At 34.2% G+C, this 24841-nt stretch carries 24 protein-coding genes and 1 pseudogene; 21 read left to right on the forward strand and 4 right to left on the reverse strand.

The annotated features are described in order from the left end of the window. The first annotated feature begins 179 nt into the window (after nt 1–179). The gene (locus tag IQ05_RS06440) at nt 180–494 is read left to right on the forward strand and encodes an HPF/RaiA family ribosome-associated protein (protein ID WP_086453357.1); all 315 of its coding nucleotides are present in this window, start codon (nt 180–182) and stop codon (nt 492–494) included. Nucleotides 495–686: 192 nt separating this feature from the next. Next, nucleotides 687–1325 (forward strand): BRO-N domain-containing protein, encoded by a 639-nt coding sequence (locus IQ05_RS06445; RefSeq protein ID WP_244289536.1) that lies wholly within the window; start codon nt 687–689, stop codon nt 1323–1325. Between the two features lie 331 nt (nt 1326–1656). Here the strand turns inward: IQ05_RS06445 and IQ05_RS06450 are convergent, their stop codons facing one another. After that, nucleotides 1657–3231, reverse strand: coding sequence for a L,D-transpeptidase family protein (locus IQ05_RS06450; RefSeq protein ID WP_144891206.1), 1575 nt, complete (start codon nt 3229–3231; stop codon nt 1657–1659). Between the two features lie 422 nt (nt 3232–3653). On the opposite strand from IQ05_RS06450, the gene IQ05_RS06455 reads away from it, so the two are divergent. From IQ05_RS06455 to IQ05_RS06525, 15 genes are all read left to right on the forward strand, one after another. Further along, nucleotides 3654–6110: an AsmA family protein gene (locus tag IQ05_RS06455; RefSeq protein WP_144891208.1), complete on the forward strand. Its 2457-nt coding sequence runs from the start codon at nt 3654–3656 to the stop codon at nt 6108–6110. Next, nucleotides 6103–6642 carry a nuclear transport factor 2 family protein gene (locus tag IQ05_RS06460; RefSeq protein ID WP_244289537.1) on the forward strand — a complete coding sequence of 180 codons (540 nt, stop codon included), beginning with the start codon at nt 6103–6105 and terminating at the stop codon, nt 6640–6642. The genes IQ05_RS06455 and IQ05_RS06460 overlap by 8 nt, the downstream gene beginning before the upstream one ends. A gap of 129 nt (nt 6643–6771) precedes the next feature. After that, a complete protein-coding gene (gene trmB / locus IQ05_RS06465; RefSeq protein ID WP_144891210.1) occupies nt 6772–7449 on the forward strand; it encodes a tRNA (guanosine(46)-N7)-methyltransferase TrmB in 678 nt (225 codons plus the stop codon). A gap of 42 nt (nt 7450–7491) precedes the next feature. Beyond that, nucleotides 7492–8127: a LysE family transporter gene (locus tag IQ05_RS06470; RefSeq protein WP_086453353.1), complete on the forward strand. Its 636-nt coding sequence runs from the start codon at nt 7492–7494 to the stop codon at nt 8125–8127. A gap of 31 nt (nt 8128–8158) precedes the next feature. Next, nucleotides 8159–8488, forward strand: coding sequence for an MGMT family protein (locus IQ05_RS06475; protein WP_144891212.1), 330 nt, complete (start codon nt 8159–8161; stop codon nt 8486–8488). 169 nt (nt 8489–8657) lie between these two features. After that, entirely contained in the window at nt 8658–9785 is a 1128-nt protein-coding gene (locus IQ05_RS06480) for an Mrp/NBP35 family ATP-binding protein (protein ID WP_144891214.1), read from the forward strand. Between the two features lie 69 nt (nt 9786–9854). Then, on the forward strand, nt 9855–10094 hold the full coding sequence (locus IQ05_RS06485) for a NifU family protein (RefSeq protein ID WP_073205171.1): 240 nt from the start codon (nt 9855–9857) through the stop codon (nt 10092–10094). A gap of 167 nt (nt 10095–10261) precedes the next feature. Further along, complete coding sequence (locus IQ05_RS06490; protein ID WP_086453350.1) at nt 10262–10579, forward strand: 2Fe-2S iron-sulfur cluster-binding family protein; 318 nt, start codon at nt 10262–10264, stop codon at nt 10577–10579. Nucleotides 10580–10703: 124 nt separating this feature from the next. After that, entirely contained in the window at nt 10704–11066 is a 363-nt protein-coding gene (locus IQ05_RS06495) for an S-adenosylmethionine decarboxylase family protein (protein WP_144891216.1), read from the forward strand. Nucleotides 11067–11071: 5 nt separating this feature from the next. Beyond that, nucleotides 11072–12286 carry a DUF4178 domain-containing protein gene (locus tag IQ05_RS06500; RefSeq protein WP_144891218.1) on the forward strand — a complete coding sequence of 405 codons (1215 nt, stop codon included), beginning with the start codon at nt 11072–11074 and terminating at the stop codon, nt 12284–12286. Nucleotides 12287–12288: 2 nt separating this feature from the next. Further along, the gene (locus IQ05_RS06505; protein ID WP_144891221.1) at nt 12289–12474 is read left to right on the forward strand and encodes a hypothetical protein; all 186 of its coding nucleotides are present in this window, start codon (nt 12289–12291) and stop codon (nt 12472–12474) included. 21 nt (nt 12475–12495) lie between these two features. Then, complete coding sequence (locus tag IQ05_RS06510; RefSeq protein ID WP_144891223.1) at nt 12496–12711, forward strand: DUF350 domain-containing protein; 216 nt, start codon at nt 12496–12498, stop codon at nt 12709–12711. After that, a complete protein-coding gene (locus IQ05_RS06515; RefSeq protein WP_144891226.1) occupies nt 12704–14221 on the forward strand; it encodes a polyamine aminopropyltransferase in 1518 nt (505 codons plus the stop codon). Before IQ05_RS06510 ends, IQ05_RS06515 begins: the two co-directional genes overlap by 8 nt. After that, nucleotides 14199–15824 carry a flavin monoamine oxidase family protein gene (locus IQ05_RS06520; protein WP_144891228.1) on the forward strand — a complete coding sequence of 542 codons (1626 nt, stop codon included), beginning with the start codon at nt 14199–14201 and terminating at the stop codon, nt 15822–15824. The genes IQ05_RS06515 and IQ05_RS06520 overlap by 23 nt, the downstream gene beginning before the upstream one ends. Continuing rightward, nucleotides 15805–16824: a hypothetical protein gene (locus IQ05_RS06525; protein ID WP_144891230.1), complete on the forward strand. Its 1020-nt coding sequence runs from the start codon at nt 15805–15807 to the stop codon at nt 16822–16824. The genes IQ05_RS06520 and IQ05_RS06525 overlap by 20 nt, the downstream gene beginning before the upstream one ends. Nucleotides 16825–16915: 91 nt before the next feature. Here the strand turns inward: IQ05_RS06525 and IQ05_RS06530 are convergent, their stop codons facing one another. From IQ05_RS06530 to IQ05_RS06540, 3 genes are all read right to left on the reverse strand, one after another. Continuing rightward, on the reverse strand, nt 16916–17701 hold the full coding sequence (locus IQ05_RS06530) for a DUF3050 domain-containing protein (RefSeq protein WP_144891232.1): 786 nt from the start codon (nt 17699–17701) through the stop codon (nt 16916–16918). Nucleotides 17702–17792: 91 nt separating this feature from the next. Further along, on the reverse strand, nt 17793–18971 hold the full coding sequence (locus IQ05_RS06535; protein WP_144891234.1) for an acyl-CoA dehydrogenase family protein: 1179 nt from the start codon (nt 18969–18971) through the stop codon (nt 17793–17795). 117 nt (nt 18972–19088) lie between these two features. Then, nucleotides 19089–19445, reverse strand: coding sequence for a helix-turn-helix domain-containing protein (locus IQ05_RS06540; protein ID WP_144891236.1), 357 nt, complete (start codon nt 19443–19445; stop codon nt 19089–19091). A gap of 202 nt (nt 19446–19647) precedes the next feature. On the opposite strand from IQ05_RS06540, the pseudogene IQ05_RS15625 reads away from it, so the two are divergent. The 4 genes and pseudogenes from IQ05_RS15625 to IQ05_RS06560 all read left to right on the forward strand — a co-directional run. Beyond that, nucleotides 19648–19899 (forward strand): annotated as a pseudogene (locus tag IQ05_RS15625) (bacteriocin-like protein); the annotation flags it as partial. Between the two features lie 109 nt (nt 19900–20008). After that, a complete protein-coding gene (locus IQ05_RS06550; protein ID WP_144891238.1) occupies nt 20009–21109 on the forward strand; it encodes an AhpC/TSA family protein in 1101 nt (366 codons plus the stop codon). A 20-nt stretch (nt 21110–21129) separates the two neighbouring features. Then, on the forward strand, nt 21130–22653 hold the full coding sequence (locus IQ05_RS06555) for a vitamin K epoxide reductase family protein (RefSeq protein WP_144891240.1): 1524 nt from the start codon (nt 21130–21132) through the stop codon (nt 22651–22653). After that, nucleotides 22640–24841: a peptidase domain-containing ABC transporter gene (locus tag IQ05_RS06560; protein ID WP_394345195.1), complete on the forward strand. Its 2202-nt coding sequence runs from the start codon at nt 22640–22642 to the stop codon at nt 24839–24841. Before IQ05_RS06555 ends, IQ05_RS06560 begins: the two co-directional genes overlap by 14 nt.

Raw genomic sequence — 24841 nt, forward strand, 5'->3', positions numbered from 1 at the left:
TTTTTATTACATCGGCTTTAATCCTCAAAAAACTCAAATTTGAAATCTTAAACTAGAATCCAGTCCTTTACTCAATACCACAAATTCTCTCTTTTATTTTCCCAATATTTTATTAAGGTGTTCGGTTTTTCATACAGCAATCGGTAAATTTGAGAATAGAACATTAAATAATAAAAATTATGACAGTACAAATCAACACAGACAATAACGTAGAGGGACATGCACGCTTAAAATCATATATCCAAGATGAGGTAGCCACTACTTTGGCTCGTTTTGAGGAAAAGGTAACTCGCCTTGAGGTGCATTTAGGAGATGAAAATAGTGACAAAGGCGGAGTAAATGACAAGCGTTGTACCATTGAGGCTAGACCTATAAACATGCAGCCTGTAGCAGTAACAAACCACGCCGATACTACTGAGAAAGCTTTTCACGGCGCACTTGATAAAATAAAAAAAGTACTAGAAACCTCTTTCGAGAAAAAGAGGGCGTTTTAAACCATAGCCTTTTGGCACACTAAAAAAAATGACACTGTCTTATGGAGATAGTGTCATTTTTTTTGGTTAAGAATCTTTAGAATTGCAATAGTAGTTTTTATTATTTTAATAGTAAATTAGTATTCTCGCTGTGATTCCAAAAAGCATTGAAAAGTAGCCATTTGAGAAAACGAAATTTATTAGAACAAAATAATGGAAAACATAAAATTATTCGAAAGCCAAAAAATACGTTCCTTGTGGGATAATGAACAAGAGAAATGGTTTTTCTCCATTGTAGATATCATTGCTGCTTTAACTGATAGTAATAATCCACAAGTGTATTGGCGTGTTTTAAAAAAACGACTTTTGGCTGAGGGAAATGAAACCGTTACAAATTGTAACGGTTTGAAAATGGTAGCTCCTGATGGTAAAATGCGTTTAACAGATGTTGCTGATACAGAGCAACTATTCCGTTTGATTCAATCTATTCCTTCGCCAAAAGCAGAGCCTTTTAAACAATGGTTAGCTAAAATAGGCTACGAACGAATAGAAGAGAGTCAAGATCCAGAAAAGGCGATTGATCGTGCTATGGAAAATTATTTGAAATTAGGATACTCTACAGCATGGATTAATCAGCGCTTGAAAAGCATCGAAGTTAGAAAAGAACTCACCGATGAATGGGAAAATAGAGGTGTTAAAAAAGGGCAGGAATTTGCTTCACTTACTGATATAATTACCCAAGCTTGGAGCGGAAACACAGTAAAGCAGTACAAGAATTTAAAAGGCTTAAAAAAAGAAAACCTAAGAGATAATATGACCAACTTAGAGTTGGTTTTAAATATGTTGGCGTAAGCAACCACAACAGAGATTAGTAAAGAAAACAATCCTAAAACCTTTGCAGATAATAAAAGAATTGCCCGAAAAGGCGGTGAAATTGCTGGAAATACCCGAAAGCAAATTGAAGAACAAACGGGTAAAAAAATTGTTAGCCCACAAAATGCTAAAGTTTTAAAAGAAGATAATAATATATTAAAAGAATAGTTGAAACAACAAATTAGATGATGAACTAGTTTTAGAACGTTTTAAACCATAGCCTTTTGGCACACTAAAAAAAAATGACACTGTCTTATGGAGATAGTGTCATTTTTTTCGGGTGTATACGTAAAAGCATTGCTGGAACTGATTATTTATCAAACAGTAAGTTGGCTAGCGCCTCATCACGCTCATACACGTCTTCGTAAAAATGAATCACACCATCTGGATCTACCCAAGCGGTAAAATAACCTATGTAAACCGGAATTTTATTTTTTAGGGTGTACCATTTTTCATCGCCGGTATCCATGGCGGCATTAATTTTTTCAGGATTCCATTTTGGGTCGTCTTTCATGATGGCTGCCGCTAGTTGTCTTGGTTTTGCAACCCGAATGCATCCATGGCTAAAAGCGCGGTCTTCTCTGCCAAACAAACCTTTGGAGGGCGTATCATGCAAGTAAATTGAATTTGAATTGGGAAATAAAAATTTCACAAGACCTAGAGAATTATGATTTCCGGGTTTTTGTCGCACCAGATTGTCTTTCCACTCCATATTGTGTTGCTCCAAGTAATTGGGGTTTTTGGTAATAGCGGGTAAGATTTCTTTTTTAATGATGCTTTGCGGCACATTCCAGTACGGTCTAAAAACAATATACTTCATGGGCGCGCTAAAAATCACTGTTTTATTCAGGGTCTTGCCCACCACAACTTTCGACTGGAGTTCGGGTTTTCCGTCTCTAAAAAAAGTAAGTTCGTAGGCAGGAATGTTAACTACAATCAGTTCTTTGGATTTTGTGATGTCTTTTGATATCCATCTGCAGCGTTCCATATTGATCATTAAAGTCCTAATTCTACTTTCGACAGGCACATTCATGTACCGAATGTGTTTTGGCAAAATCTTTTTGTTCAAGAGATTGCCGCTTCTTTTCTTAAAGTGCAGTATTCCCTCGGCTAGTTCATCGTCATAAACAGCACTTTTAGAATCGGTAGAAATATCTTTAGTGATAAACAAGCGGGTGCGAATGGCTGCAATGGTGGCTGCGCTGTCTCCGGGTTTGTAGGACGCAACAGTAGAGTCAATAGGAATGGGTTTCCAGCCGCCTTTTTTTTCTATTTTTCTATATTCTTCAAGAACGTTTTTTAATAAATAATACTGCTTGATGGCACCTTTTTCATTTTTATGAATCAACTTAGGATCAACTAATAAGGAATCCAAATAGTCCACGTAGGATTGTTTTTGTCTTGGTAGAAACCATCCTAATTCTTTAGATTTCTCTGGATCAATTCCATGAAATACTTTGTCTACATAAAAGAAATATATCGCAGAGCACAGCAACTCCGTGTTGATATTGGGTTTTTTAGTTTCGGCAGGACTTGTGAACAAAGCATCCAGTTTTTCCTTGTAGGGTATTTTGGTTCGCACGCCTTCTTCACTGATGTTGTTGACTTTATTGTACATAACGCCAGCAAACTCATTGATGCCGTTTTTATCATACCAAATATACTTGAACTGATGTTTGCGGTACAATTGCGCCACTTCGGTTTGATACTGTTGCAAGGCGGGATGCTGGGTAAAAAAAGTTTGGATTTGAGTGCTATCAAAAGTGGCTTCAAATATAGGAGTGCTTTTTGTAGCGTTTGTGGCGAGTTCCTTTTTCTTGCAAGAAACAAAGGTCAGGAACAAGATAAAAACAAGGCAAAATACGGTAACGTACAGTTTTTTCATAAGACCAAATAATATTTTAAAAACAGCGGTTTTGTGATGCAAAATTAAGGCAAATAGGAACCTCGCCGACCACAATGGAATAGCGTCAAGCTTGTGGCAAGACTACTACTGTTTGTTTTATTTTAAATTTTTTCAAAAAGTAAAAATAGTAAATTACTGTAAATAAACGTTTTGCAAAGTAATTTTTGTTTTGTTTAACTGTATTAGGCTTACATAACAAGAGGCTTAATCCAATAATTATACAACAAATGCGCAAATACTTGTAACTAATATCTAGTTTTTATGGCGCTATTTTGTTGTTTGATACTGTTGTGAGTATAGACTAGCTTTTTGGTGCCAAATAGTTTTGTATTTCAGGCTGTGGCCAAAGATATAAAGCTGATAATCCTGTATCTTTATTTTGACGGAATGCACCCTGTAGTATGAAAAAAAGAATCTTGAATATAATAAACCATCTCAAAGCCATGCCTTACAAGAAAATCTTAAAGGGTCTTGGTATTTTTATAGTGGTACTTGTGGCTGTATTGGGTCTAGTTACCGGACTATTTTCATGGTATTTTACAAGCCATAAAAAAGAAATTGTAGCACTTGTAAATGCTAAAATCAATGAAAAAAGCACTGCATCAGTAGTCATAGGTGACATAGATTATAAGTTGTTTAAGGGTTTTCCTAGCATGACATTGGCTTTAAGCCAAGTTGTAGTAAAAGATAGCATGTGGCAAGCGCACAAAAGGACGCTGCTTCGTGCCGAAAAAATCGAGTTGCGATTGAACGTCGTAGCACTTTTGGGTAACCAAATCGAAATGGATAAAATTGAAATTCAGCAGGCCAAAATCCATCTTTTTAAAGGGAAAAACGGTTTAGACAATACGCTTTTGTTTCGGGTTAAACCCAAAAATAAAGAGGACAAGAAGAACTCGCCACCATCTATTGATCAAATAATTTTAAGCCAAGTTCGGTTTATATCTGAGCATCAAGAAAACCACAAACTGTTTGATTTTGATTTCATTTCTTTGCAAAGTAAAGTACAATATGATGGAGATAATTGGCATGCCTTTGCTGATTTGAGTACGCACGCAAGAAGCATGGCATTTAACACACAAAGAGGTAGTTTTATAGAAAATAAAAAAGTGGAAGGCCTTTTGGGTTTAGATTTTAATGCCGAAAGTAATTCCATTGCTGTGGTGTCTAAGGAACTGGCCATAGGAAATACGTTTTTTGAGGTTGATGCCCGTTTTAATTTAGACCCTAATACATCACCTTTTAAAATTGCGTTAAACGCGACCTTGCTTTGGCGTGAAGCCTCAAGTTTATTGAGCAATAATATTAGTGAAAAGGTAAATCAATTTGATTTTAAAAAACCCATTCAGGTGGGCTGTACTATAAACGGAGACATGAGTAAAACAGGGGATCCAGAAATTATAGTACAAGCCAAAATAAAAAACAATGATTTAAAACTTCCTGATGGGCTAATTACAGCCTGTACTTTTGATGCTACGTTTACTAATAATTATAAAAAAGGAGCGGGTTTCAATGATGCTAATTCAGCCATTACGATTACCGATATGAAAGGAAAGTTTAAAACCATCCCTTTTGAAATTCCTATCGGAATCATTTTGAATTTGGAGAAAACAGAAGCAGCTGGAAGTTTTCGATCTAATTTCCCGATTACACAATTGAATCAAGTGATCAATAAAGAATTGATGCATTTTTCTGGCGGTCAAGCCAAAGTGAACTTAGATTTTAAATTTGATGTTCAAAAGTTACGCATTAAAAAACCCAAGTTTACTGGGAATGTTTATGTTAAAGATGCTATCGTAAATTATGGCCCACGAAATCTCACGTTTCTTAAAACCGATATACAACTTGACTTTACAGAAAAAGCGTTGCTCATTAAAAAAATTAACTTCAAGGACAATCGCAACTCGGTTTTCATGGAGGGACGAATAGACAATTTCATGACTCTGTACTATGAAAATCCAGAAAAAATGGTTGTAAATTGGGATATATACGCTCCTTTTTTAGATGTGAAACAATGTATAGGAGCCCTAACGAGTAGTAGTGGTAAACCAGTCATTAAAGAAAAATCACAGGACTCATTCTCGGAAGAGTTATATGAAGTCATAGATAAATGCCAAGTTGTACTAAAGCTAAAAGCAGATAAAATGACGTACAGCAAACTTGTGGCTACCCAAACCAAAGCAACAATTGTATTGGCAAATAATACTTTACGCGTAAATAATGGCAGCGTGCAATGTGCAGGCGGAACTGTAGATTTTGAAGGGCAATTGACTCCAGAAAAAGATCATTTTAAATGGCAGTCGGAAACAAAAATACAGAAAGTAAACCTGACTCAGTTTTTAGAAGGATTGAACAATTTTGGCATCACATCTTTTGAACCTCGCAATGTCAAAGGGAAGCTTACTGCTACTGCTACAGTGCAAGGACAGCTGCAACCTGGCGGACAGCTTAAAACCAACTCCATGACAGGTGTAGCCAAATTTGAAGTGGTAAAAGGAGCGTTGATAGATTTTAAACCTATTACTAACATTGCTAAGTTTGCCTTTCCTTTTCGGGATGTAAATAATATTTCCTTCAGTGATTTATCAGGTGATTTTAAAATAAATGGTGAAAAAATTCAGGTAAACGCTTTAAAAGTGAGTTCGAATATGCTGAATTTAGATGCAAAAGGAGTATATTCGTATGGTCGAGGAACTCGATTGGCTATGACTATTCCATTGCGAAATCCTAAAAAAGATCACTTACTCGCAACGGATAAAGAGCGAGATGAAAAACGTACCAAAGGCATCGTCTTGCACTTACTAGCCGCAGATGTCGATGGGAAAATTAAAATTAAATGGAACAAAAATCATGAATAAAGCAATGTTTTTCAGTAAGTCTGTGTGTTTATTTGCAGTAGTATTTTTTGTGTGGGGAACACCTTTTGCAACAGCACAACAGCAAAAAGATAAAGACGCCATTCATACCGTACTTAATAATTGGCATAAAGCCGCAGCAGAAGCAAACTATAAAGACTATTTTAGTTTAATGACCGATGATGCTGTTTTTATTGGCACCGATGCAACAGAGAATTGGGATAAAAAAGCCTTTCAAGCCTACGCAAAACCTCATTTTGATAAAGGTAAAGCTTGGAGTTTTACACCGCTGGAACGACATTTGTTTTTTGATAAAACTGGAACTACAGCTTGGTTTGATGAATTGCTTGACACTCAAATGAAAATTTGCAGAGGATCTGGTGTTTTGGTAAAAGTGGGTAACCAATGGCAAATACAGCATTATGTTTTATCGATGACCATTCCTAATGAAAATTTCAGTAAAGTGATCGAATTGAAAGCAGCAAGCGAGTCGATTATTATCGATAAGCTCAAGGCTAAAGGAATGAAAAACTAAGAGGTGGTACTTTTTTAAGCAACAAATAGGTTTCGTTTTCGAGAGTTTGTCTCTTGATTTTTCATTTTTTTGCTACTTTGACATTCTATCTTATATAATTCCTTAATTTTGCCCAAATATTCAAAAAAAGTGGGAAGCAAAAATAAATTAAAGAGGTTCAAAGAAAACGAGACATTCAATAACGTTTTTCAACCAACGAGAGAAGAAGTAGTAGGCGATTTATTTCCGTTGAAAGGAAAGTGGAATACTGATTTTTTTAAAAATGACAATCCATTAGTTCTGGAGCTAGGTTGCGGAAAAGGCGAATATTCTGTGGGACTTGCAGAACGATATCCAAACAAAAATTTTGTAGGTATCGATATCAAAGGCGCTCGTTTTTGGCGTGGAGCCAAAACAGCGGTTGAAACCAGATTGTATAATGTGGCTTTTATTCGAACTCAAATTGAACTCATCAACCATATTTTTGCTGAAAACGAAGTAGATGAAATCTGGATCACTTTTCCAGATCCACAAATAAAATACAAGCGAACAAAACACCGAATGACAAATTCAGAGTTTTTGCAATTGTATAAAAAAATCCTCAAAAAAGACGGTGTTGTAAACTTAAAAACCGATAGTGAATTCATGCATGGCTACACGCTAGGCTTGCTACATGGTGAAGGTCATGAGGTTTTGTATGCCAATCACAATGTGTATGTTAATGAAGGAAGTCCAGAGGAAGTAACTGCTTTTCAAACTTTTTACGAAAAACAATACTTAGAAATTAACAAAGCAATAACATATATTCGATTCAAAATCAAAGAATAGTTTTATATTTGATGCAGATATTTCTGTACTAGCACTTTGACTATGAATTTAATCACTTCCTTGTTTTTGGGTTTTATTACCGCTTTTGTAGGCATTACACCTCCGGGTTTAATCAATATGACTGCCGCCAAAGTGAATATCAAGGAAGGCAAAAGTAGTGCCTACTGGTTTGTACTAGGAGCTGTAATTGTGATCTTTTTTCAGGCGGCCTTAGCACTTTTTTTTGCCCAATTCATCAAAGAACGTCCAGATGTTATTGTGCTCTTGCGTGAAATAGGTTTTGGAATTTTTGCTTTACTCACCATTTATTTTTTGTTTTTAGCCAAAAAACCGGTTAAGAAAAAAGACAAAATCAAGAAACGAAGTACGTCTACACGTTTTTTCTTAGGCATGCTGCTCTCTGCACTTAATTTTTTCCCTATTCCGTATTATGTGTTTGTGGGGGTTACACTTGCTTCCTACAATTTATTTTATTTTGATACTACTCATGTCTTTATTTTTGTTTCTGGGGTTGTGTTAGGGTCTTTTTTAGTCTTTTATTGTTACATTACTTTTTTTCAAAAAATTCAAGACAAGACAGATTATCTCATGCGCAACATGAATACTATAATTGGCAGTATTACAGGTTTGATATCTCTTGTCACCTTAGTGAATATTGTTCGATACTATTGGGGATAATTCTTGTAACTCATTGTAGAACTCCACAATCATGACTGATACTAATTTCTTTGAACGTGTTTATGATATCGTAAGGCAAATACCGTACGGCAAAGTAACTTCATACGGCGCTATTGCAAAAGCGCTAGGAGCAGCGCGATCAGCCAGAATGGTGGGTTGGGCCATGAATGCATCACACACTCTTGAGGATGTACCTGCACACAGAGTTGTCAACCGAAACGGACTATTAACGGGCAAAATGCACTTTGATGGCACCAATTTAATGCAGCAACTTCTAGAAAACGAGGGGATTGTGGTAGTAGACAACCAGATTGTTGATTTTAAGAAACATTTTTGGCAGCCCAAAACAGCTGTTGAGTAACAATTTTAAACTGAAAATCAGTTATAATTCCTACTGATTGATAAATCAATAAATGCAATACAAATACTTTAAAATATTAACTTTTCATCCTATCTTTGTAATCTGAAATCAGTTTAAATAAAGATAATATTCTGGTGTGCAAATACCAAGTGAAAACAGTTAACGAGAAATGAAATTAGATAGAAAAGACATTCTTAAAGCTTTAGAAACAATTACTATAGCTGGCGAAGGGAAAAATATGGTAGAGAGTGGTGCAATTACAAACGTAATCACTTTTGGAGATGAGGTAGTTGTTGATTTAGTCTTGCATACACCAGCGATGCACATCAAGAAACGCGCTGAAGATGATATCAAAAAAACGATCCTTGAATTGGTTTCGGCTGATGCCAAAATTAAAATTAATACTAAAGTTGAAGTAGCTGATAAGCCAGAAATTAAAGGAAAATCAATACCAGGAATAAAAAATATTATAGCCGTAGCCTCTGGAAAAGGAGGAGTAGGTAAATCAACAGTTACAGCAAACCTAGCTGTAACATTAGCAAAAATGGGTTTTTCAGTAGGGATTTTAGATGCCGATATTTACGGACCATCTATGCCTATCATGTTTGATGTTGAAAATGAAAAACCAATATCAGTTACCGTTGATGGAAGGTCTAAAATGAAACCAGTAGAAAGCTATGAGGTAAAAATTCTATCTATTGGGTTTTTTACTGCGCCAAGCCAAGCTGTAATCTGGAGAGGACCCATGGCTTCTAAAGCTTTGAACCAAATGATCTTTGATGCTGATTGGGGAGAACTTGATTTTATGCTTATTGATTTGCCTCCAGGAACAGGAGATATTCACTTATCTATTGTACAATCATTGCCTATTACCGGCGCCGTTGTAGTAAGTACACCACAAGCGGTTGCTTTGGCTGATGCCAAAAAAGGAGTATCCATGTTCTTGTCTGAAGCTATCAATGTTCCTGTTTTAGGAATTATTGAAAACATGGCGTATTTCACACCCGAAGAGTTACCAGAAAACAAATATTACATCTTTGGTCAAGAAGGAGCTAAGAATCTTTCAGAGGATTTAGGCGTACCTTTCTTGGGGGAAATTCCAATTGTACAATCTATTCGCGAAGCTGGAGATTATGGTCGTCCTGCAGCCATGCAAATGGCCTCAGTAGTAGAACATATTTTTGATGAGGTAACCCGCAATGTAGTGCGAGAGGTAGTAGCTCGAAACGAGAGTTTACCAGCCACCGAAGCAGTAAAAATAACAACAATGGCCGGTTGCTCAGCTGTAAAAAAATAATATTAGAATCTTTTGAAAATGATTTATAATCTTTCAATTTTCTAATCTTTCAATCTTTAAATAAAGAAAATGACAACAGAAGAATTAACAATAGAAGTTCAAAAAGCACTCGAAGAAATAAGACCTTTCTTGAATTCAGATGGCGGCGATATTACACTTATCTCCATTGAAGATGACAAACATGTAAAGGTTCGTCTTGAAGGAGCTTGCACCAGTTGTAGCGTAAACCAAATGACGCTGCGAGCAGGTGTTGAAACAACCATCAAAAAATTTGCTCCTCAAATAGAGACTGTTGTCAATATTTTATAACATCAGTATGGCGTGACCCTTTTATTAAAATAGGCTACCAGTAGTACAACTGAGTGGCCTATTTCAATAAAACGGTCAGGCTATCCGCTCCGCTTTGGCGGATTGCTTCTATCCTTCACGCGGGCGCAACTAACAACATAATCGTAACACACACACACTAGAATAGCATGGATGTATTAATCAAAATAAAAGATAGAGAAGGAGTAGTGCATGAATTACAAGCTCCTACAGATATGGCAATGAATATTATGGAGCTTTGTAAAGCTTATGAACTTCCTGTAGAAGGAACTTGTGGCGGTATGGCTATGTGTGCTTCTTGCCAATGCTATGTTTTAAATGATGTTGCCCTGCCAGAAATGGGTGATGATGAAGAGGCTATGCTGTCTGAAGCTTTTTATGTTAAATCAAACAGCCGTTTGGGATGCCAAATCCCAATTACCGAAGAGTTAGAAGGATTAGAGTTAGAACTAGCTCCTGAAAATTAAGCAAAAGTTACCACCAACATACAACCTCAAATAATGAAAATTATTTGAGGTTTTTTTTTATTCAAAATAAAAGAGATATATTCGTACAGTACAAAATCACATTTCAATTTTTCATTACGAATACATGAACCTTACGACCTATTCTCCTGGATTGCATAAACTAGTTACCTTGCAAGTTCAGGACTCTCAAAAATTAACGGATAGTGCCGGTTTCACTAAGGTTACAGAAGAAATTTTGACTCAATTTTCGCTAGAAAAAGTAGGTGTCGTAGTTCATGATTTCGAAAATAGGAGTTTCACTATTTCATTTTGCCTCAAAGAATCCCACATTTGTATTCACACTTGGCCAGAGTACAACCAGCTCACTTTAGATGTCTATTTGTGCAATTATTTACAAGACAATTCACAAAAAGTAAAAGATGTAATGGCTGCCTATGTGGCTTATTTTGATGGGGTGCTTATAAAAGATTTCGAAATTAACAGATAATACGTATGGAAGTTACCTGTACAAATTGCAATCATACCACACAATTAGATCTAAACTTTGATGTAAAAATCTATGCGTGTACCAATTGCGTTTATGTTTATCAAGAACGAGATGGTTTACGATTTAAAGATCAATTAAGACCATTTACATTTTCAGATCAATTACAAGTGGGTCAAGTAGGTATTTTTAACAATACCGATTACACCATTACGGGGATTTTGGTCAAAGAAAATGAAGGATTTGAATGGACGGAATACATCCTGCAAGGCAAAGAAAATTTTTTATATCTATCCGAAGCCGATGGGCACTGGATCATTCTTGAAGAAATAGAATTTGCTTCAAAAGTAGGGAATCATCCATTAACGGTTGATTATGAAGAACTAACTTTTGACAGATACGATTATTTTTATCCCAAATTAATAGCGGCTCGCGGTTTTTTTGACTTTGATATTTTTGAGAAAGCAGAGCTCATTGAATATATAAATCCGCCTCAAGTACTTTCTTTTGAACGAAATGGAAGTGAACAAAATGCTTTTTTGGGGAAACACATTTCTAAAGCAGCAATTAAAAAAGCTTTCAAAGCTTCTTATTTACCCACTAAAGTTGGTGTAGGAATGGTGCAGCCTTTTCTGTTTAACTTGCGTAATTTAGCCATTACTCTATGCTGTGTTTTAGCATTAATTTTAGTGTCTAATTGGTATTTGAACAAAGAGCGTGTTCGAACAGAAGTCCTGGATACCCAATTAGCATTGGCAAACTTTAATTCTAAAGATTTTGTAAGTCCTAGTTTTACCCTTACCGGTAGCGCTGCACCATTAAAGGTACAATTGTATGCACCCGTGAGCAATTCGTGGGTCAATGTTCAAGTAGCACTTATCAATGAAAAAACAGGTGAAGAAGTCTACGCTAGTAAAGATATTGAGCATTATTCAGGCTACACAGATGGTGAGTCATGGTCCGAAGGTTCAAATTCGGAGGAGTTTAATTTGTGTGGTATTCCTGCGGGAACCTATCATTTGAACATCACCCCAATGAAAGCTCCTGAAGATGTGAATAGTGATTTTATAAATGTAAAAGTGGTTTGGAGCGAGCCTTCATCCAGAAATATTTGGCTCATTTTAATAATTATGGTTGTTTTTGTACTGATCTTGTATTATATAGAGAAAAATTTCGAAGCTAAAAGATGGGGAGAAACTAACGAGTCTTTTTTTAATTCTTAAGTATGGATAAGATTTTAGATTTTATGCGCAGTAATGCTCTTTCACTTGTGATAGGAGCTATTTTTTACGCTTTGTTTTTATATTACAACACCTCTGGCAGTCAGCTATGTGATTGCGAATCTACCGAAAATTATAAACCGTCATCTGTACACTCACGTGGTGCAGTAAACCGTTTTTATCATAAATAAATTAATTTTAAACTATCAAATATGGATTTTATCGCTTCAAAACCTATTTTAAACTCGCTTGTTTTTTCACTTTTAGGAATTATCATTTTGCTGATAGCGTACTTTATTATTGAAAAACTAACTCCCGAGAATACTTGGAAACAAATTACAGAAAAAAATAATACCGCTGTAGCTATTGTCTTTGGTGCACTTATTATTGGTTTTTCAATGATTATTAGTGCCGCAATACATGGGTAAAAAATTTTTAAAGTTTGAATACCTGCTGCTTTTTGCTGTTTTTACAATTGCAACTTGTGGTTTGGTATATGAATTGGTTGCAGGAACATTGGCCAGTTACTTATTAGGCGATTCGGTAAAACAGTTTTCGTTTATCATAGGGGTTTATCTTTTCGCTATGGGAGTGGGTTCTTATTTTGCTAAATTCCTAACAAAGAACATGCTCAACACTTTTGTAGAAATTGAAATCTTGGTTGGGCTTATCGGTGGTTTAAGTTCTGTTGTACTGTTCTTGCTGTTTGAGAGCGTATACTCTTTTCAATTTATTTTATACCTGTTAGTGTTTATAACGGGCTGTCTTGTGGGACTTGAAATCCCATTGTTGATGAACATTTTAAAAGACAAAGTACAGTTTAGAGACTTGGTTTCTAATGTGTTTACTTTTGATTATATCGGAGCATTATTGGCATCCATATTATTTCCGTTAGTGTTGGTTCCTAAACTCGGAATCATGGGAACTTCCTTGTTTTTTGGGATGATCAACGTGAGTATTGCCATTGCCTTGTGCTTTCTTTTAAAAGCCGAATTGAAGAGCGTGTATCTATTAAGGACGAAAGCCATTGGAGCTTTCTTAATCTTGTTTATAGTGTACTTGTTTTCAAATTCTATTTTGTCGTATTCTGAAGGGAAACTGTACGGTGAAAACATTATTTACTCAAATGCAACTCCCTACCAGCGCATTGTGCTTACTCATAACAAGAGCGATTACCGCTTATACTTGAATAATAATTTGCAATTCAGTTCAACAGATGAATACCGATATCATGAAGCACTGGTGCATCCTGCTATGTCTATGGCCAAAAAAGTAGATAATGTGTTGGTTTTAGGCGGTGGAGACGGATTAGCCGTTCGAGAAATTTTGAAATACAAAGATGTAAAGCATGTCACTCTTGTAGATCTTGATGAAGGAATGACCAAGTTGTTTCAAACCAATTCTGTTTTGACTAAATTCAATCAAAATTCCTTGAATAATGCCAAAGTAGAAGTACTCAACAAAGATGCTTTTGTATGGGCTAAGAATACCAAAAAACAATATGATGTAGTGGTGGTGGACTTTCCAGATCCTTCAAATTACAGTTTAGGGAAGTTGTATTCTTGGAGTTTTTACAGTACCCTCAAACAAATTTTAACTCCTGATGCCGTGGTGGTAGTGCAAACAACCTCGCCGTATTTTGCTCCAAAATCGTTTTGGTGTATCAATAAAACCATGATGGAAGTTTTTCCTCAGGTGGATGCGTATCACGCCTATGTTCCTTCTTTTGGAGAATGGGGATTTTCAATTGCTATGAATGGGTTTCAAACTAATTTTAACACCGTAAACAGGCAAGTAGAAGGGTTGCGTTTTTACAATTATCAGTTTGATAAATTCAATTATTTTGCCAAAGATATGATTTCAAAAGACATTGAAATCAATCGATTAGATAACCAAATTTTAGTGCGCTACTTTGATGAAGAATGGGGAAAATTATAATACCTCGAGACGCTTTTTTGTAAAGACGGTTGCATTAGCTTTATTAGCAGTTCCATTTTTACAGGCATGTCAAGAAAAGGTAATTCAGGTTCTTATTCGTTTGTCTGGCACCAATCATATTTTGGGGCACCGATTGCGCACCAAAAACTTTCCAAAACCAACCAAACAAATTCATATTCCCTATTTAATTGTAGGAGGTGGAATATCTGCACTAAGTGCTGCTAGGCAATTTTCAAAAAAAGGAATTCATGATTTTTTAGTGGTGGAATTAGAAAATCATTTGGGAGGAAATTCATCAAGTGGAGAAAATAAGTATTCTAAATATCCGCTAGGAGCGCACTACTTACCATTACCTAATAAATCCGATCAAGAACTGCTTGATTTTCTAGAGGAAGAAGCCATTATTCAAGGTTATGATCATAAGGGTTTTCCAATATTTGATGTGCAACAACTCACATTTGCACCAGATGAAAGATTGTTTTATAGAAACAATTGGCAGGAAGGTTTGGTACCAAAAACAGGAAACACGCCAAATGAGGATGCACAAATTCAAGATTTTTTCTTGAAGATGAGCACTTTTAGAGCGGGTAAAGATAAGAACGGAGTGTATTATTTTGATATTCCGTTATCCAAATCTTCTCAGGAACCATCCATACGAGCTTTAGATAAATTGACAATGCAACAATGGATCACGCAAGAAGGATACACAGCGCAACCACTCTTGAATTATATTGATTATTGCTGTAGAGATGATTTTGGTTTGGGGATCAAAGAAGTTTCGGCTTGGGCCGGTATTCACTACTTTGCAGCTCGTAAGCAGGACACGGCTCCAGATGGAAATGATACCGTACTTACTTGGCCAGAAGGCAATGCACGTTTGGCTTCACATTTAAAGAAATATACTCATTCTAAAACACTAACCAATCACATTGTATTTGATGTAAAAATTGAAAACAATAAAGTAATTGCTGCCACATTTGATGCGCAAAATCAATCTTCACTTGAGATAATTGCCGATAAGGTTATTATGGCTACACCTCAGTTTGTCAATCAATACTTTTTTAAGGATCGAAAAAAAATCACCAAAGATTTTCACTACGCGCCTTGGTTTTTGGCAACTCTCGTAGTTTCAGAACTTCCAGATAATGGTAGTTTTCCCTTGTGCTGGGACAATGTAATTTATGGTTCAAAAGGGTTGGGGTATATCTACGACCAACACCAAACGGTACAGCAAATCCAACCGAAGAAAGTGATTACGTATTATTATAGTTTTTCAACACTTGAGATTAAGAAAAACCGCCGACTGTTGTACTCCCAAAAAGAAAACTATTGGAAACAAATAGTTCTTGACGATTTAAAAATGGCGCATCCCACCATTGAAAGTTTTATAGAGGACATACACATTCATCGTTTGGGACATGGAATGATTAGTCCTGTTCCGGATTTTATTTTTGGTCAAGCCAAAAAAGAAGCTTCAGCTAGCATTGATAATCGGATTTTCTTTGCTCATTCTGATTTGGCTGGAATTTCAATTTTTGAAGAAGCATTTCATCAAGGTATTAACATTGTAAACACAATTCTAGATGGAGCAGCCGTGGATTGATAAGCCCAAAACAGATGTTGTTTTTATTCTAGCGCCTGCTTTTTTTGTGGTTACTGTCGTTTTTTTATTTCAAGATACGTTACAGTATGTGGAGGAGCATTTTTCCTTTTATACCTGGTTGTTTCTGATTGTTTTTATAGATGTGGCGCATGTGTATGCTACCTTGTTTAAAACGTATTTTGTTCCAGAGGTATTTCGAAAAAGATGGTCTTTATTGATTTTTCTTCCGATTTTATGTTTTGTAATTGGTATGATTCTCTTTAGTTTTGGAAGCCTTGTCTTTTGGTCAGTCTTGGCGTATGTAGCTGTTTTTCATTTTATAAGGCAGCAATATGGATTCATGCGCTTGTATTCACGCAAAGAAGTTAAAACCAAGTGGAGTACTTTTTACGATGCTTTAGTTATTTATACCGCTACAGGATATCCTATGTTGTATTGGTTTTTTTCAACACCTAGAGCCTTCAACTGGTTCACGCCCCACGATTTTGTAAAACTCGAACATCAAGGAATTTTAAGTGTTTTGGGTTGGGTTTACGCACTAATTCTAGTAAGTTATCTAGTTTTTACGGGGTATAAATATGTAAAAGATCAGTATTTTAATATTCCAAAAAACGCCATTATTGCAGGAACTTTTTTATCATGGTATTTCGGAATCGTATATTTTAATAATGATTTGGTTTTTACGTTACTCAATGTGGTGTCTCATGGTATTCCGTATATGGCTTTGATTTATCTTAATGATATTCAAAAAAAAACTACCAATACATATCGTTTTTTAGGTTCTCTGCGCGGTGCTAAAGGAGTACTTCTTTTTATTAGTTTTGTGGTTTTTATCGCTTTTTGCGAAGAATATTTTTGGGAAATATTGGTTTGGAACGATCAGTTTGCTGTTGCTAATTATGATTTTTCCAGCTGGCAATTTATCTTGGTTCCCTTACTCACAGTACCTCAATTCACTCATTATTTACTAGATGGTTTTATTTGGAAATCCAAGAAGTAACTTTTCAATTTGAAAAGAATAATTGTTGCTACTGCAAAAAAAAATCCTGATGATGAATCAGGATTTGCAATATGTTAAGGCAGACTTTTTACTAATCAGCTAGCATTTTTTCAGGAATTAATTGTTCTTCTATAGCATCCCAAAGACCAATTCTTTTTTCTAATGCCATTTTCGAAACTTCCTCCACATCTGACCATTTTTGTTCGTCAGTACCACAAAGCTCTGTAATCATTTTCATGGCCATTGGTCCGTGTTCGTCAGCGTCAAGTTCAATATGTCTTTCAAAATAATAGATAAGTTTACTCAAGTCTGTTTCAGGGAAATTAGCTTGAAAGTTTTTTAAGATTTCAGTAAACATACTAGGAATCAAATCTTCTCTGCCAAAAGTGAAAGCAGCGGCAATTTCATGAGATTTACCTTCTTCAATAACTCGGAAAGTAAAGTCTAAAAAAGCTTTAATGTTGGGATGTAAATTACTTGTTTTAATCGCTACAAAAATATTTTTCAAAGAGTCTACCTCCTGTAAAAAGCCTTTGATTCCATTGGTATCTGCTTGACACGCTTCCATGGCTTCAATATACATTTCATAATGACTGGAGCGTTTACCATCAAGAGTCAAATCAGACTCTTCGGCTAATACAATTTCATTGATTAAATATCTCGTTTCAGGATTTGGAGTAGCAAACCATGGCGTTGCTGTGCAGGTAAGTTTAGACTGAAGCGCTTTTAAAAGTGACATAAAGTCCCAAACAGCGTAGACGTGATTCTCTAGAAAACATTGTAAATCTTCAATTGTTCTCACTTTATTGTACAATGTGTGCTGCAGTAATTGTTCTTTTTGTGATTGAATACTATTGTTTATAGTGGCAATATTCATAGGTGGTATTTTTGTGTAAAGATAAAAAAGCTTCTTGTTTCCAAGAAGCCTTTGTTATCATTTTTAAGTATACTTTAATAAACGTTTACTACTACTTAAAAGCTGGAATTCCAGTAATATCCATACCTGTGATTAGCAAGTGAATGTCGTGTGTCCCTTCGTATGTAATTACAGATTCTAAGTTCATCATGTGGCGCATAATTGAGTATTCTCCAGTAATCCCCATTCCACCTAAAATTTGTCTGGCTTCACGAGCTATATTGATAGCCATGTCAACATTGTTTCTTTTGGCCATTGAGATTTGAGCCGTTGTTGCTTTTCCTTCGTTTCTTAAAACGCCTAATCTCCAAGTTAGCAATTGTGCTTTGGTGATTTCAGTAATCATTTCGGCCAATTTCTTTTGTTGCAATTGTGTTCCTGCAATTGGTTTGTCAAACTGAATTCTTTCCTTGGCATAACGCAAAGCGGTATCGTAGCAATCCATAGCGGCACCAATAGCGCCCCAAGCAATTCCATAACGAGCCGAGTCTAAGCAACCAAGTGGTGCTCCTAATCCAGATTTATTTGGTAAAAGGTTTTCTTTTGGAACCTTTACGTTGTCAAAAATTAATTCTCCTGTAGATGATGCACGAAGCGACCATTTGTTGTGTGTTTCTGGAGTAGTGAAACCTTCCATACCGCGCTCTACAATCAAACCGTGAATTCTACCTTCTTCATTTTTAGCCCAAACTACGGCAATATCAGCAAACGGTGCATTAGAAATCCACATTTTGGCACCATTTAAAAGGTAATGGTCACCCATGTCTTTAAAGTTGGTAGTCATTCCACCCGGATTAGATCCATGATCAGGTTCGGTCAAGCCAAAACAACCCATGAATTCTCCAGTAGCTAATTTTGGTAAATATTTCATGCGTTGCTCTTCGTTTCCATATTTCCAAATAGGATACATCACTAAAGAGGATTGAACAGATGAAGTAGAACGAACACCAGAATCTCCGCGCTCAATTTCTTGCATGATTAAACCGTATGATATTTGGTCTAAACCAGCACCGCCGTACTCAACAGGGATGTATGGACCAAAGCCACCAATTTCACCCAAACCTTTTATAATTTGTTTCGGGAATTCAGCACGTTGTGCAAAGTCTTCAATAATAGGCGATACTTCTTTTTTTACCCAAGCACGTGCAGAATCACGCACTAGTTTGTGTTCTTCCGTTAGTAAATCGTCTAAGTTATAATAATCTGGTGATTGAAATAAGTCTGGTTTCATGGTTTAGTACTTTTTATAGCTACAAATTTACATAAAGAAATATAACAAAAGCATTAACAATTGTTATATTTTTATATTTTCATAATTTATTTGTCAAATGAAATCCTTCAGTAAAACTTAAGTTGCAATATTTTTATGTTGTAATTTAATTTGCTTTAAATAAGCAACTTCTTCTTCTAATTTTGCGGTGTACTTAAGCATAATATTTAATGTATCTTTTGGTATTGAAATAATTTGTAGACCGATAGCATTATCATTAATAACACAATTATCATTAGTTACAATATTTGGAACTTCTTTTTTAATTTCCTCGATAGAAGTTTCAAGTACATTAGATAGTTTTTCGAATTCTTTCTCAGTTATTGGTGATTTTCCATTTTCTTTACGAGAATAAGTAGTTTGCTCCATTGCCATTTTAATAGCCATTTGTTTTTGCGTCAAGCCTTTTTTTATTCTAATTTCTTTTAAGTTCATTTTAGTGGTTGATTTGGTTCTTACAAATATATGCGCATATTTTTTTCCTATGAAATTTATTTTATAATTATTTTCTTCTAAATTAACAAAGTATATTTGGATTAGATAATCAATACGGACGTTGTAAAGTAGTCAGTGCACGGGCAAAATATAAAATTCTGTATTTCTTTTAATCTTTAAATATTAACAAAATTAAACTAAGAAAAATTTTAAAAAACTGTCGAGAGAAGAATTGAAAAATGTGCTTGGTGGGCAAGGTTGTAGTATAGCTATTCAAAGTGCTGATGGATCATGGACAACAAGACAAGGTACATGTCAAAGAGAACTTAGAATAACATCAATTGAGCCTAGTCTGTTCGATCTTGCTATGGAAGTTTTAGGTCCAAAAATGTATTGTGAAACCGGATTAGGTAACATAAAACTTACTTCAAATGGGGGACATTCCAGATGTTAAAAAATGATTAAATTGAACAAAGACTGTTTGAATGCAGTCTTTGTTTCAATATTAAAAATAATATTTCTAAGTGTTTCTAATGAAATATTTTAAATCTTAAAATTGATAAATGAAAATCAAAATATTTTTTTGGCTATTTTTAATAATACATTTTTCTTGCTCGGATAAGAGTTCTAGTACTAGAATCAAAGGTAATATTCCAAATTTACCTGATGGCATTTTGTATTTATATAAAGATGTTTACAATAATCGAATTGATAGCGTACAAACAAAAAATGGTCAATTCACAATTGAACATAACTGGAGTGCAAACGAAACTTATCCTTTTGTCTATTTAGGGATCGACCATGTAGATTCAAAGGGTATTTTGAGAGCTTTTTCTTTCAAAACAAACGCTAGATTTAAAGGTTCAGCTTACAACTCACAATTTTTTTTATCGGATTCTTTAATTTCACTTGATGGAGAATTTACTGAATTTAAACAAGATGGTGTTGAACTGCCTGAGAAGGTAAAAATAGTAACAATGCCAAAAATAAAAGCGGGTTATCAAACAAACGCATTATTTAATTCTGATGGTGATATGTTTACTAACATATCAAAAAACACATATGAAAAAATTGAAGCGAAAATAAAACAGTATCCAAATTCATATCACTTATTATATCAAATAAACAACAATAGAAATAGTTTTACAGCAACGCAAAACCAAGATTTTTTAAGCTTATTTAAAGGAAGAATTGTTGCGAGTGAAATTTTTGAAAAATTAAAAACGTATAACAAAAAAAGATTTGACAGAAAACAAATCAAACTTCCGTTACTGTTGAATAACAAAGACGAAAAAACAGAAATTTTAAATACAAAATATAAAAAGCACGTTGTTGTTTTCTGGGCAAGCTGGTGTGGACCTTGCAGGCAAGAGATTCCAGAATTGAAAAAAATGCACCTTCAACATAAAAAAAATATTGAGTTTGTTTCTATTTCAATAGATGCTAAAGAAAAGGCTTGGAAAAAAGCTTTAGAACAAGAAAACATGTCATGGAAACAACTTTTTGTAAATGAAGAGTCAGTAAATTACGAGCAAATTGAAATATTTTTTCAACTTAGTAGCTCGATACCGTACATGGTTTTGTTAGATGATAATATGAATGTTATACGGTCAAGTGTCGGTTTAATGACAGGAATAGAGTTGGATAAATTTATTTCAGAATAATTCTCTTATCAACTAAAAATATGGATATTTTTTATAAAAAACTCAAAGTCTCACAAGATGAGTTTTTGTTTCAATTTCAGTCACATCCAAATTACCCTTCTGTATTGTCATTCAGCGATACTTTAACATTTTTAGGTTTTAAGAATGAAGTTTATGAGATTGAGAAAGAATTTTGGCTTGAGCTACCTCAAAAATTTATTACTATTTATGAAAATAAATATACTATTGTAGAAGGATTAGATGATAACTATTTGGTATCAAATGATAAAGTTGAGAAAATTTCAACTGATAAATTGTATAATGATTCTGAAAATATTGTTTTACTTTTTGATGATAATGAAGAAAATGAATATAGTACAGACAGATTGACGATAAATAATAAATGGTTCATTAGATTTTTGATGAGTTTAATCATTGGATACTCTTTCTTTACTCATAGTCATGTCTTATTTGTATTTAATATTTTTAGCATTTTTGGCTTATATGTTTCATTGGAATTGTTTAAAACAAAATTTGGACGAAAATCTGCTGTTATAAATTCAATTTGTACTGGTTCTGGAAAAGTATCTGAGACAAATAATAGTTGCACAAAAATTTTTAAATCTGATAAAATTAATTTTATAGGATTAAAACTCTCAGATTTTAGTTTAGTCTATTTTTTTGGTTTACTATTTGTTGGATTATTTATTAGAGAAAACTATTTTATCTTAAAATATCTCTCTTTTTTGTCCGGAATAGTAATTTGTTATTCATTATATATTCAACTTTTTATCGAAAAAACTTTTTGTAAAATTTGTTTATTAATAATCGTTACTCTTTTGTGTCAAATGATTGTTAGTATATTTTTCATTAATATAATTGTTAGTGTTGATGTGTTATTTATTTCTGTCTTTAGTTTTTTAGTCATATTCTCTCTTGTCGCATATATTAATAGTATTTTAGATGAAAAGGAAAAAAATCATATATTGAACGTAAAGAATATTAGATTTAAAAAAAATTATTCTATTTTTAAACGAGAGCTCCAGGAAAAAAAATATAATTTTCATATTAAAAACGATGAGTTTAGGTTTGGCAGTAAGGACTCTAGACTAAATATTTCTTTAATTACTAATCCATATTGTGGATATTGTGCGGAGATCTATAAAATCATAAGAAAAATTATTAAAAGATATCCAGATATTTCTTTGCAATTAAGATTTAGTTATTTACCAATTAATGCAGATCATAATTTAACATTATTAATTACAATTTTCAGAAATATATATACAAAGAAAGGAGCAGATTTTTTCTTAGAAGCAATAGAATTTTGGCATGATAGAAACGATATAGAAATTTTTCTAAATGAATATAGCCAATTTACACTTGAAACTGAAATGGATGGAATAATCGATTTAGCCGAAGAGAATATTTCTTTTGGATTAACATACACGCCACAAATTTTAATTAACAATTACTTATTTCCTGTTTTATATGAAAGAAATGATATTTTTTATTTTTTGGATAATTTAATTGAAGATGAAGATATTTTAAATGAATGCAATTAACAATTTTCCAAATTATAAACAAACTGAATCAAAGGATTGTGGTCCAACTTGCATAAAAATCATTGCTAAGTATTTTGGTCGTTTACTTAGTATTAAAATTTTACGTGAGATATCGGAAACTACACGAGTAGGTACTAATTTGTTAACACTTAGCGATGCAGCTGAAAATATAGGTTTTAGAACGTTAGGTGTCAAAATATGTGTTGATGATTTGTTAGATGCTCCTTTGCCTTGTATTTTGCATTGGAATAAAAACCATTACGTAGTTTTATATAAAATTAGAAGAGGTAAATTCTATATTTCTGATCCAGCTCTTGGGTTATCAATTTATGAGCAAAACGATTTTATAAAATTTTGGATTGGGAACAATGCCGATGAAACTACTCAAGAAGGCATTGCTTTATTATTAGAAGCTTCACCGAAATTTTTTCAATCTGAATTTGACAAGGAAGAGAATAAGGGGTTTGGTTTTGGTTTATTATCCCAATATGTATGGAGATACAAGTCTTTTTTAGTTCAGTTAAGTCTAGGTTTATTGGCTAGTAGTTTGTTGCAACTTATTTTTCCTTTTTTGACACAAAGCATTGTTGATGTTGGGATTCAAAATCAGAATATTCATTTTATTTATTTAGTCCTCTTTGCGCAATTGTTTCTTTTTGCTGGAAAGACAGGATTAGAACTCATTAGGAGCTGGATACTCTTGCATCTTTCGACTAGAATAAATATTTCCTTAATCTCAGATTTCTTTATAAAGTTAATGAACTTGCCCATTTCATTCTTTGATGTTCGAATGACTGGAGATATAATGCAACGCATTAACGATCATCATCGTATAGAAAAAATTCTGACTACCTCATCTCTAAATGTATTGTTTTCTGTTATCAATATGTTTATTATGGGAGGGGTTTTGGCGTATTATAATCTTCAAATTTTCTTTGTTTTCTTCGCAGGAAGTATACTGTATTTTGGTTGGATTACTCTGTTTCTTAAAAGAAGAAAAGAACTAGATTATAAACGATTTTCGGAGGTGAGCCAGGAGCAAAGCAAAGTGATGGAGCTCATTAATGGTATGCAGGAAATTAAACTACACAATGCCGAAAAACAAAAACGCTGGGGATGGGAATATGTGCAAGCCCGATTGTTTCGAGTATCTATAAAAGGATTAGTGCTGGAACAAACACAAACTATTGGTTCTTCAGTTATAAATGAATTAAAGAATATTTTCATCATTTTTCTTTCGGCAAAACTGGTCATTGATGGATCAATTACCTTGGGAATGATGATGGCAATAAGTTCTATTGTAGGGAGTTTGAATGGTCCTATTACCCAACTTATTGAGTTTGTGCGAGAACTGCAAGACGCCAAAATTTCATTGTCGCGCTTGTCTGAAATTCACGAAAAAGAAGACGAGTCACAACAAGAAATGAATCAAACTCATGATATTCCGCAAAACAGTGATATTGTTATAAAGGATTTATGTTACCGCTATCTAGGCTCGGACATTCCAGTATTAGATAATCTGAATTTAAAGATTCCAGCTCACAAAGTAACGGCTATCGTCGGTGTTAGCGGAAGCGGGAAAACTACTTTAATGAAATTATTACTTAAGTTCTATGCCCCAGATAAAGGCGAAATCAATTTAGGGAATACCCAACTCAAAAACATTGCGCAGAAATCTTGGAGAGCTAATATAGGTGCTGTTATGCAAGAAGGATTTATTTTTAATGATACGATTGCTAATAATATTGCCATAGGGGTTGATTTAATTGATAAAGAGCGGCTGGTATATGCCGCAGATGTTGCTAATATTACTGAATATATTTTAGGGTTACCTTTGGGATACAATACTAAAATAGGTTCAGAAGGAATGGGAATGAGTACAGGGCAAAAGCAGCGATTGCTCATTGCTAGAGCAGTTTATAAAAACCCTGAAATGTTGTTTTTTGATGAAGCTACTTCAGCTTTAGATGCTAATAATGAAAAAGTAATTATGGGTAAATTGGATCTCTTTTTCAAAAACAAAACAGTAGTGGTTATAGCGCACCGCTTGAGTACCGTAATGAATGCAGATCAAATTGTAGTCCTTGACAAAGGGAAAATCATTGAAATTGGAACTCATTCGGAATTGGTAGAACAAAAAGGGAATTATTTTGAATTGGTTAGAAATCAATTACAATTAGGAAATTAA

It is taken from the genome of Flavobacterium tiangeerense, assembly GCF_007830355.1.
Lineage (GTDB): Bacteria > Bacteroidota > Bacteroidia > Flavobacteriales > Flavobacteriaceae > Flavobacterium > Flavobacterium tiangeerense.

Coding starts and splice junctions, on each gene's coding strand:
- IQ05_RS06495 (WP_144891216.1), top strand. CDS start 10,704: ATGAACCTTACGACCTATTCTCCTGGATTGCATAAACTAGTTACCTTG.
- IQ05_RS06490 (WP_086453350.1), top strand. CDS start 10,262: ATGGATGTATTAATCAAAATAAAAGATAGAGAAGGAGTAGTGCATGAA.
- IQ05_RS06460 (WP_244289537.1), top strand. CDS start 6,103: ATGAATAAAGCAATGTTTTTCAGTAAGTCTGTGTGTTTATTTGCAGTA.
- IQ05_RS06520 (WP_144891228.1), top strand. CDS start 14,199: ATGAAGAATGGGGAAAATTATAATACCTCGAGACGCTTTTTTGTAAAG.
- IQ05_RS06515 (WP_144891226.1), top strand. CDS start 12,704: ATGGGTAAAAAATTTTTAAAGTTTGAATACCTGCTGCTTTTTGCTGTT.
- IQ05_RS06550 (WP_144891238.1), top strand. CDS start 20,009: ATGAAAATCAAAATATTTTTTTGGCTATTTTTAATAATACATTTTTCT.
- IQ05_RS06440 (WP_086453357.1), top strand. CDS start 180: ATGACAGTACAAATCAACACAGACAATAACGTAGAGGGACATGCACGC.
- IQ05_RS06510 (WP_144891223.1), top strand. CDS start 12,496: ATGGATTTTATCGCTTCAAAACCTATTTTAAACTCGCTTGTTTTTTCA.
- IQ05_RS06485 (WP_073205171.1), top strand. CDS start 9,855: ATGACAACAGAAGAATTAACAATAGAAGTTCAAAAAGCACTCGAAGAA.
- IQ05_RS06530 (WP_144891232.1), bottom strand. CDS start 17,701: ATGAATATTGCCACTATAAACAATAGTATTCAATCACAAAAAGAACAA.
- IQ05_RS06480 (WP_144891214.1), top strand. CDS start 8,658: ATGAAATTAGATAGAAAAGACATTCTTAAAGCTTTAGAAACAATTACT.
- IQ05_RS06455 (WP_144891208.1), top strand. CDS start 3,654: ATGAAAAAAAGAATCTTGAATATAATAAACCATCTCAAAGCCATGCCT.
- IQ05_RS06540 (WP_144891236.1), bottom strand. CDS start 19,445: ATGAACTTAAAAGAAATTAGAATAAAAAAAGGCTTGACGCAAAAACAA.
- IQ05_RS06470 (WP_086453353.1), top strand. CDS start 7,492: ATGAATTTAATCACTTCCTTGTTTTTGGGTTTTATTACCGCTTTTGTA.
- IQ05_RS06445 (WP_244289536.1), top strand. CDS start 687: ATGGAAAACATAAAATTATTCGAAAGCCAAAAAATACGTTCCTTGTGG.
- IQ05_RS06500 (WP_144891218.1), top strand. CDS start 11,072: ATGGAAGTTACCTGTACAAATTGCAATCATACCACACAATTAGATCTA.
- IQ05_RS06450 (WP_144891206.1), bottom strand. CDS start 3,231: ATGAAAAAACTGTACGTTACCGTATTTTGCCTTGTTTTTATCTTGTTC.
- IQ05_RS06505 (WP_144891221.1), top strand. CDS start 12,289: ATGGATAAGATTTTAGATTTTATGCGCAGTAATGCTCTTTCACTTGTG.
- IQ05_RS06525 (WP_144891230.1), top strand. CDS start 15,805: ATGGAGCAGCCGTGGATTGATAAGCCCAAAACAGATGTTGTTTTTATT.
- IQ05_RS06475 (WP_144891212.1), top strand. CDS start 8,159: ATGACTGATACTAATTTCTTTGAACGTGTTTATGATATCGTAAGGCAA.
- IQ05_RS06555 (WP_144891240.1), top strand. CDS start 21,130: ATGGATATTTTTTATAAAAAACTCAAAGTCTCACAAGATGAGTTTTTG.
- IQ05_RS06560 (WP_394345195.1), top strand. CDS start 22,640: ATGAATGCAATTAACAATTTTCCAAATTATAAACAAACTGAATCAAAG.
- IQ05_RS06535 (WP_144891234.1), bottom strand. CDS start 18,971: ATGAAACCAGACTTATTTCAATCACCAGATTATTATAACTTAGACGAT.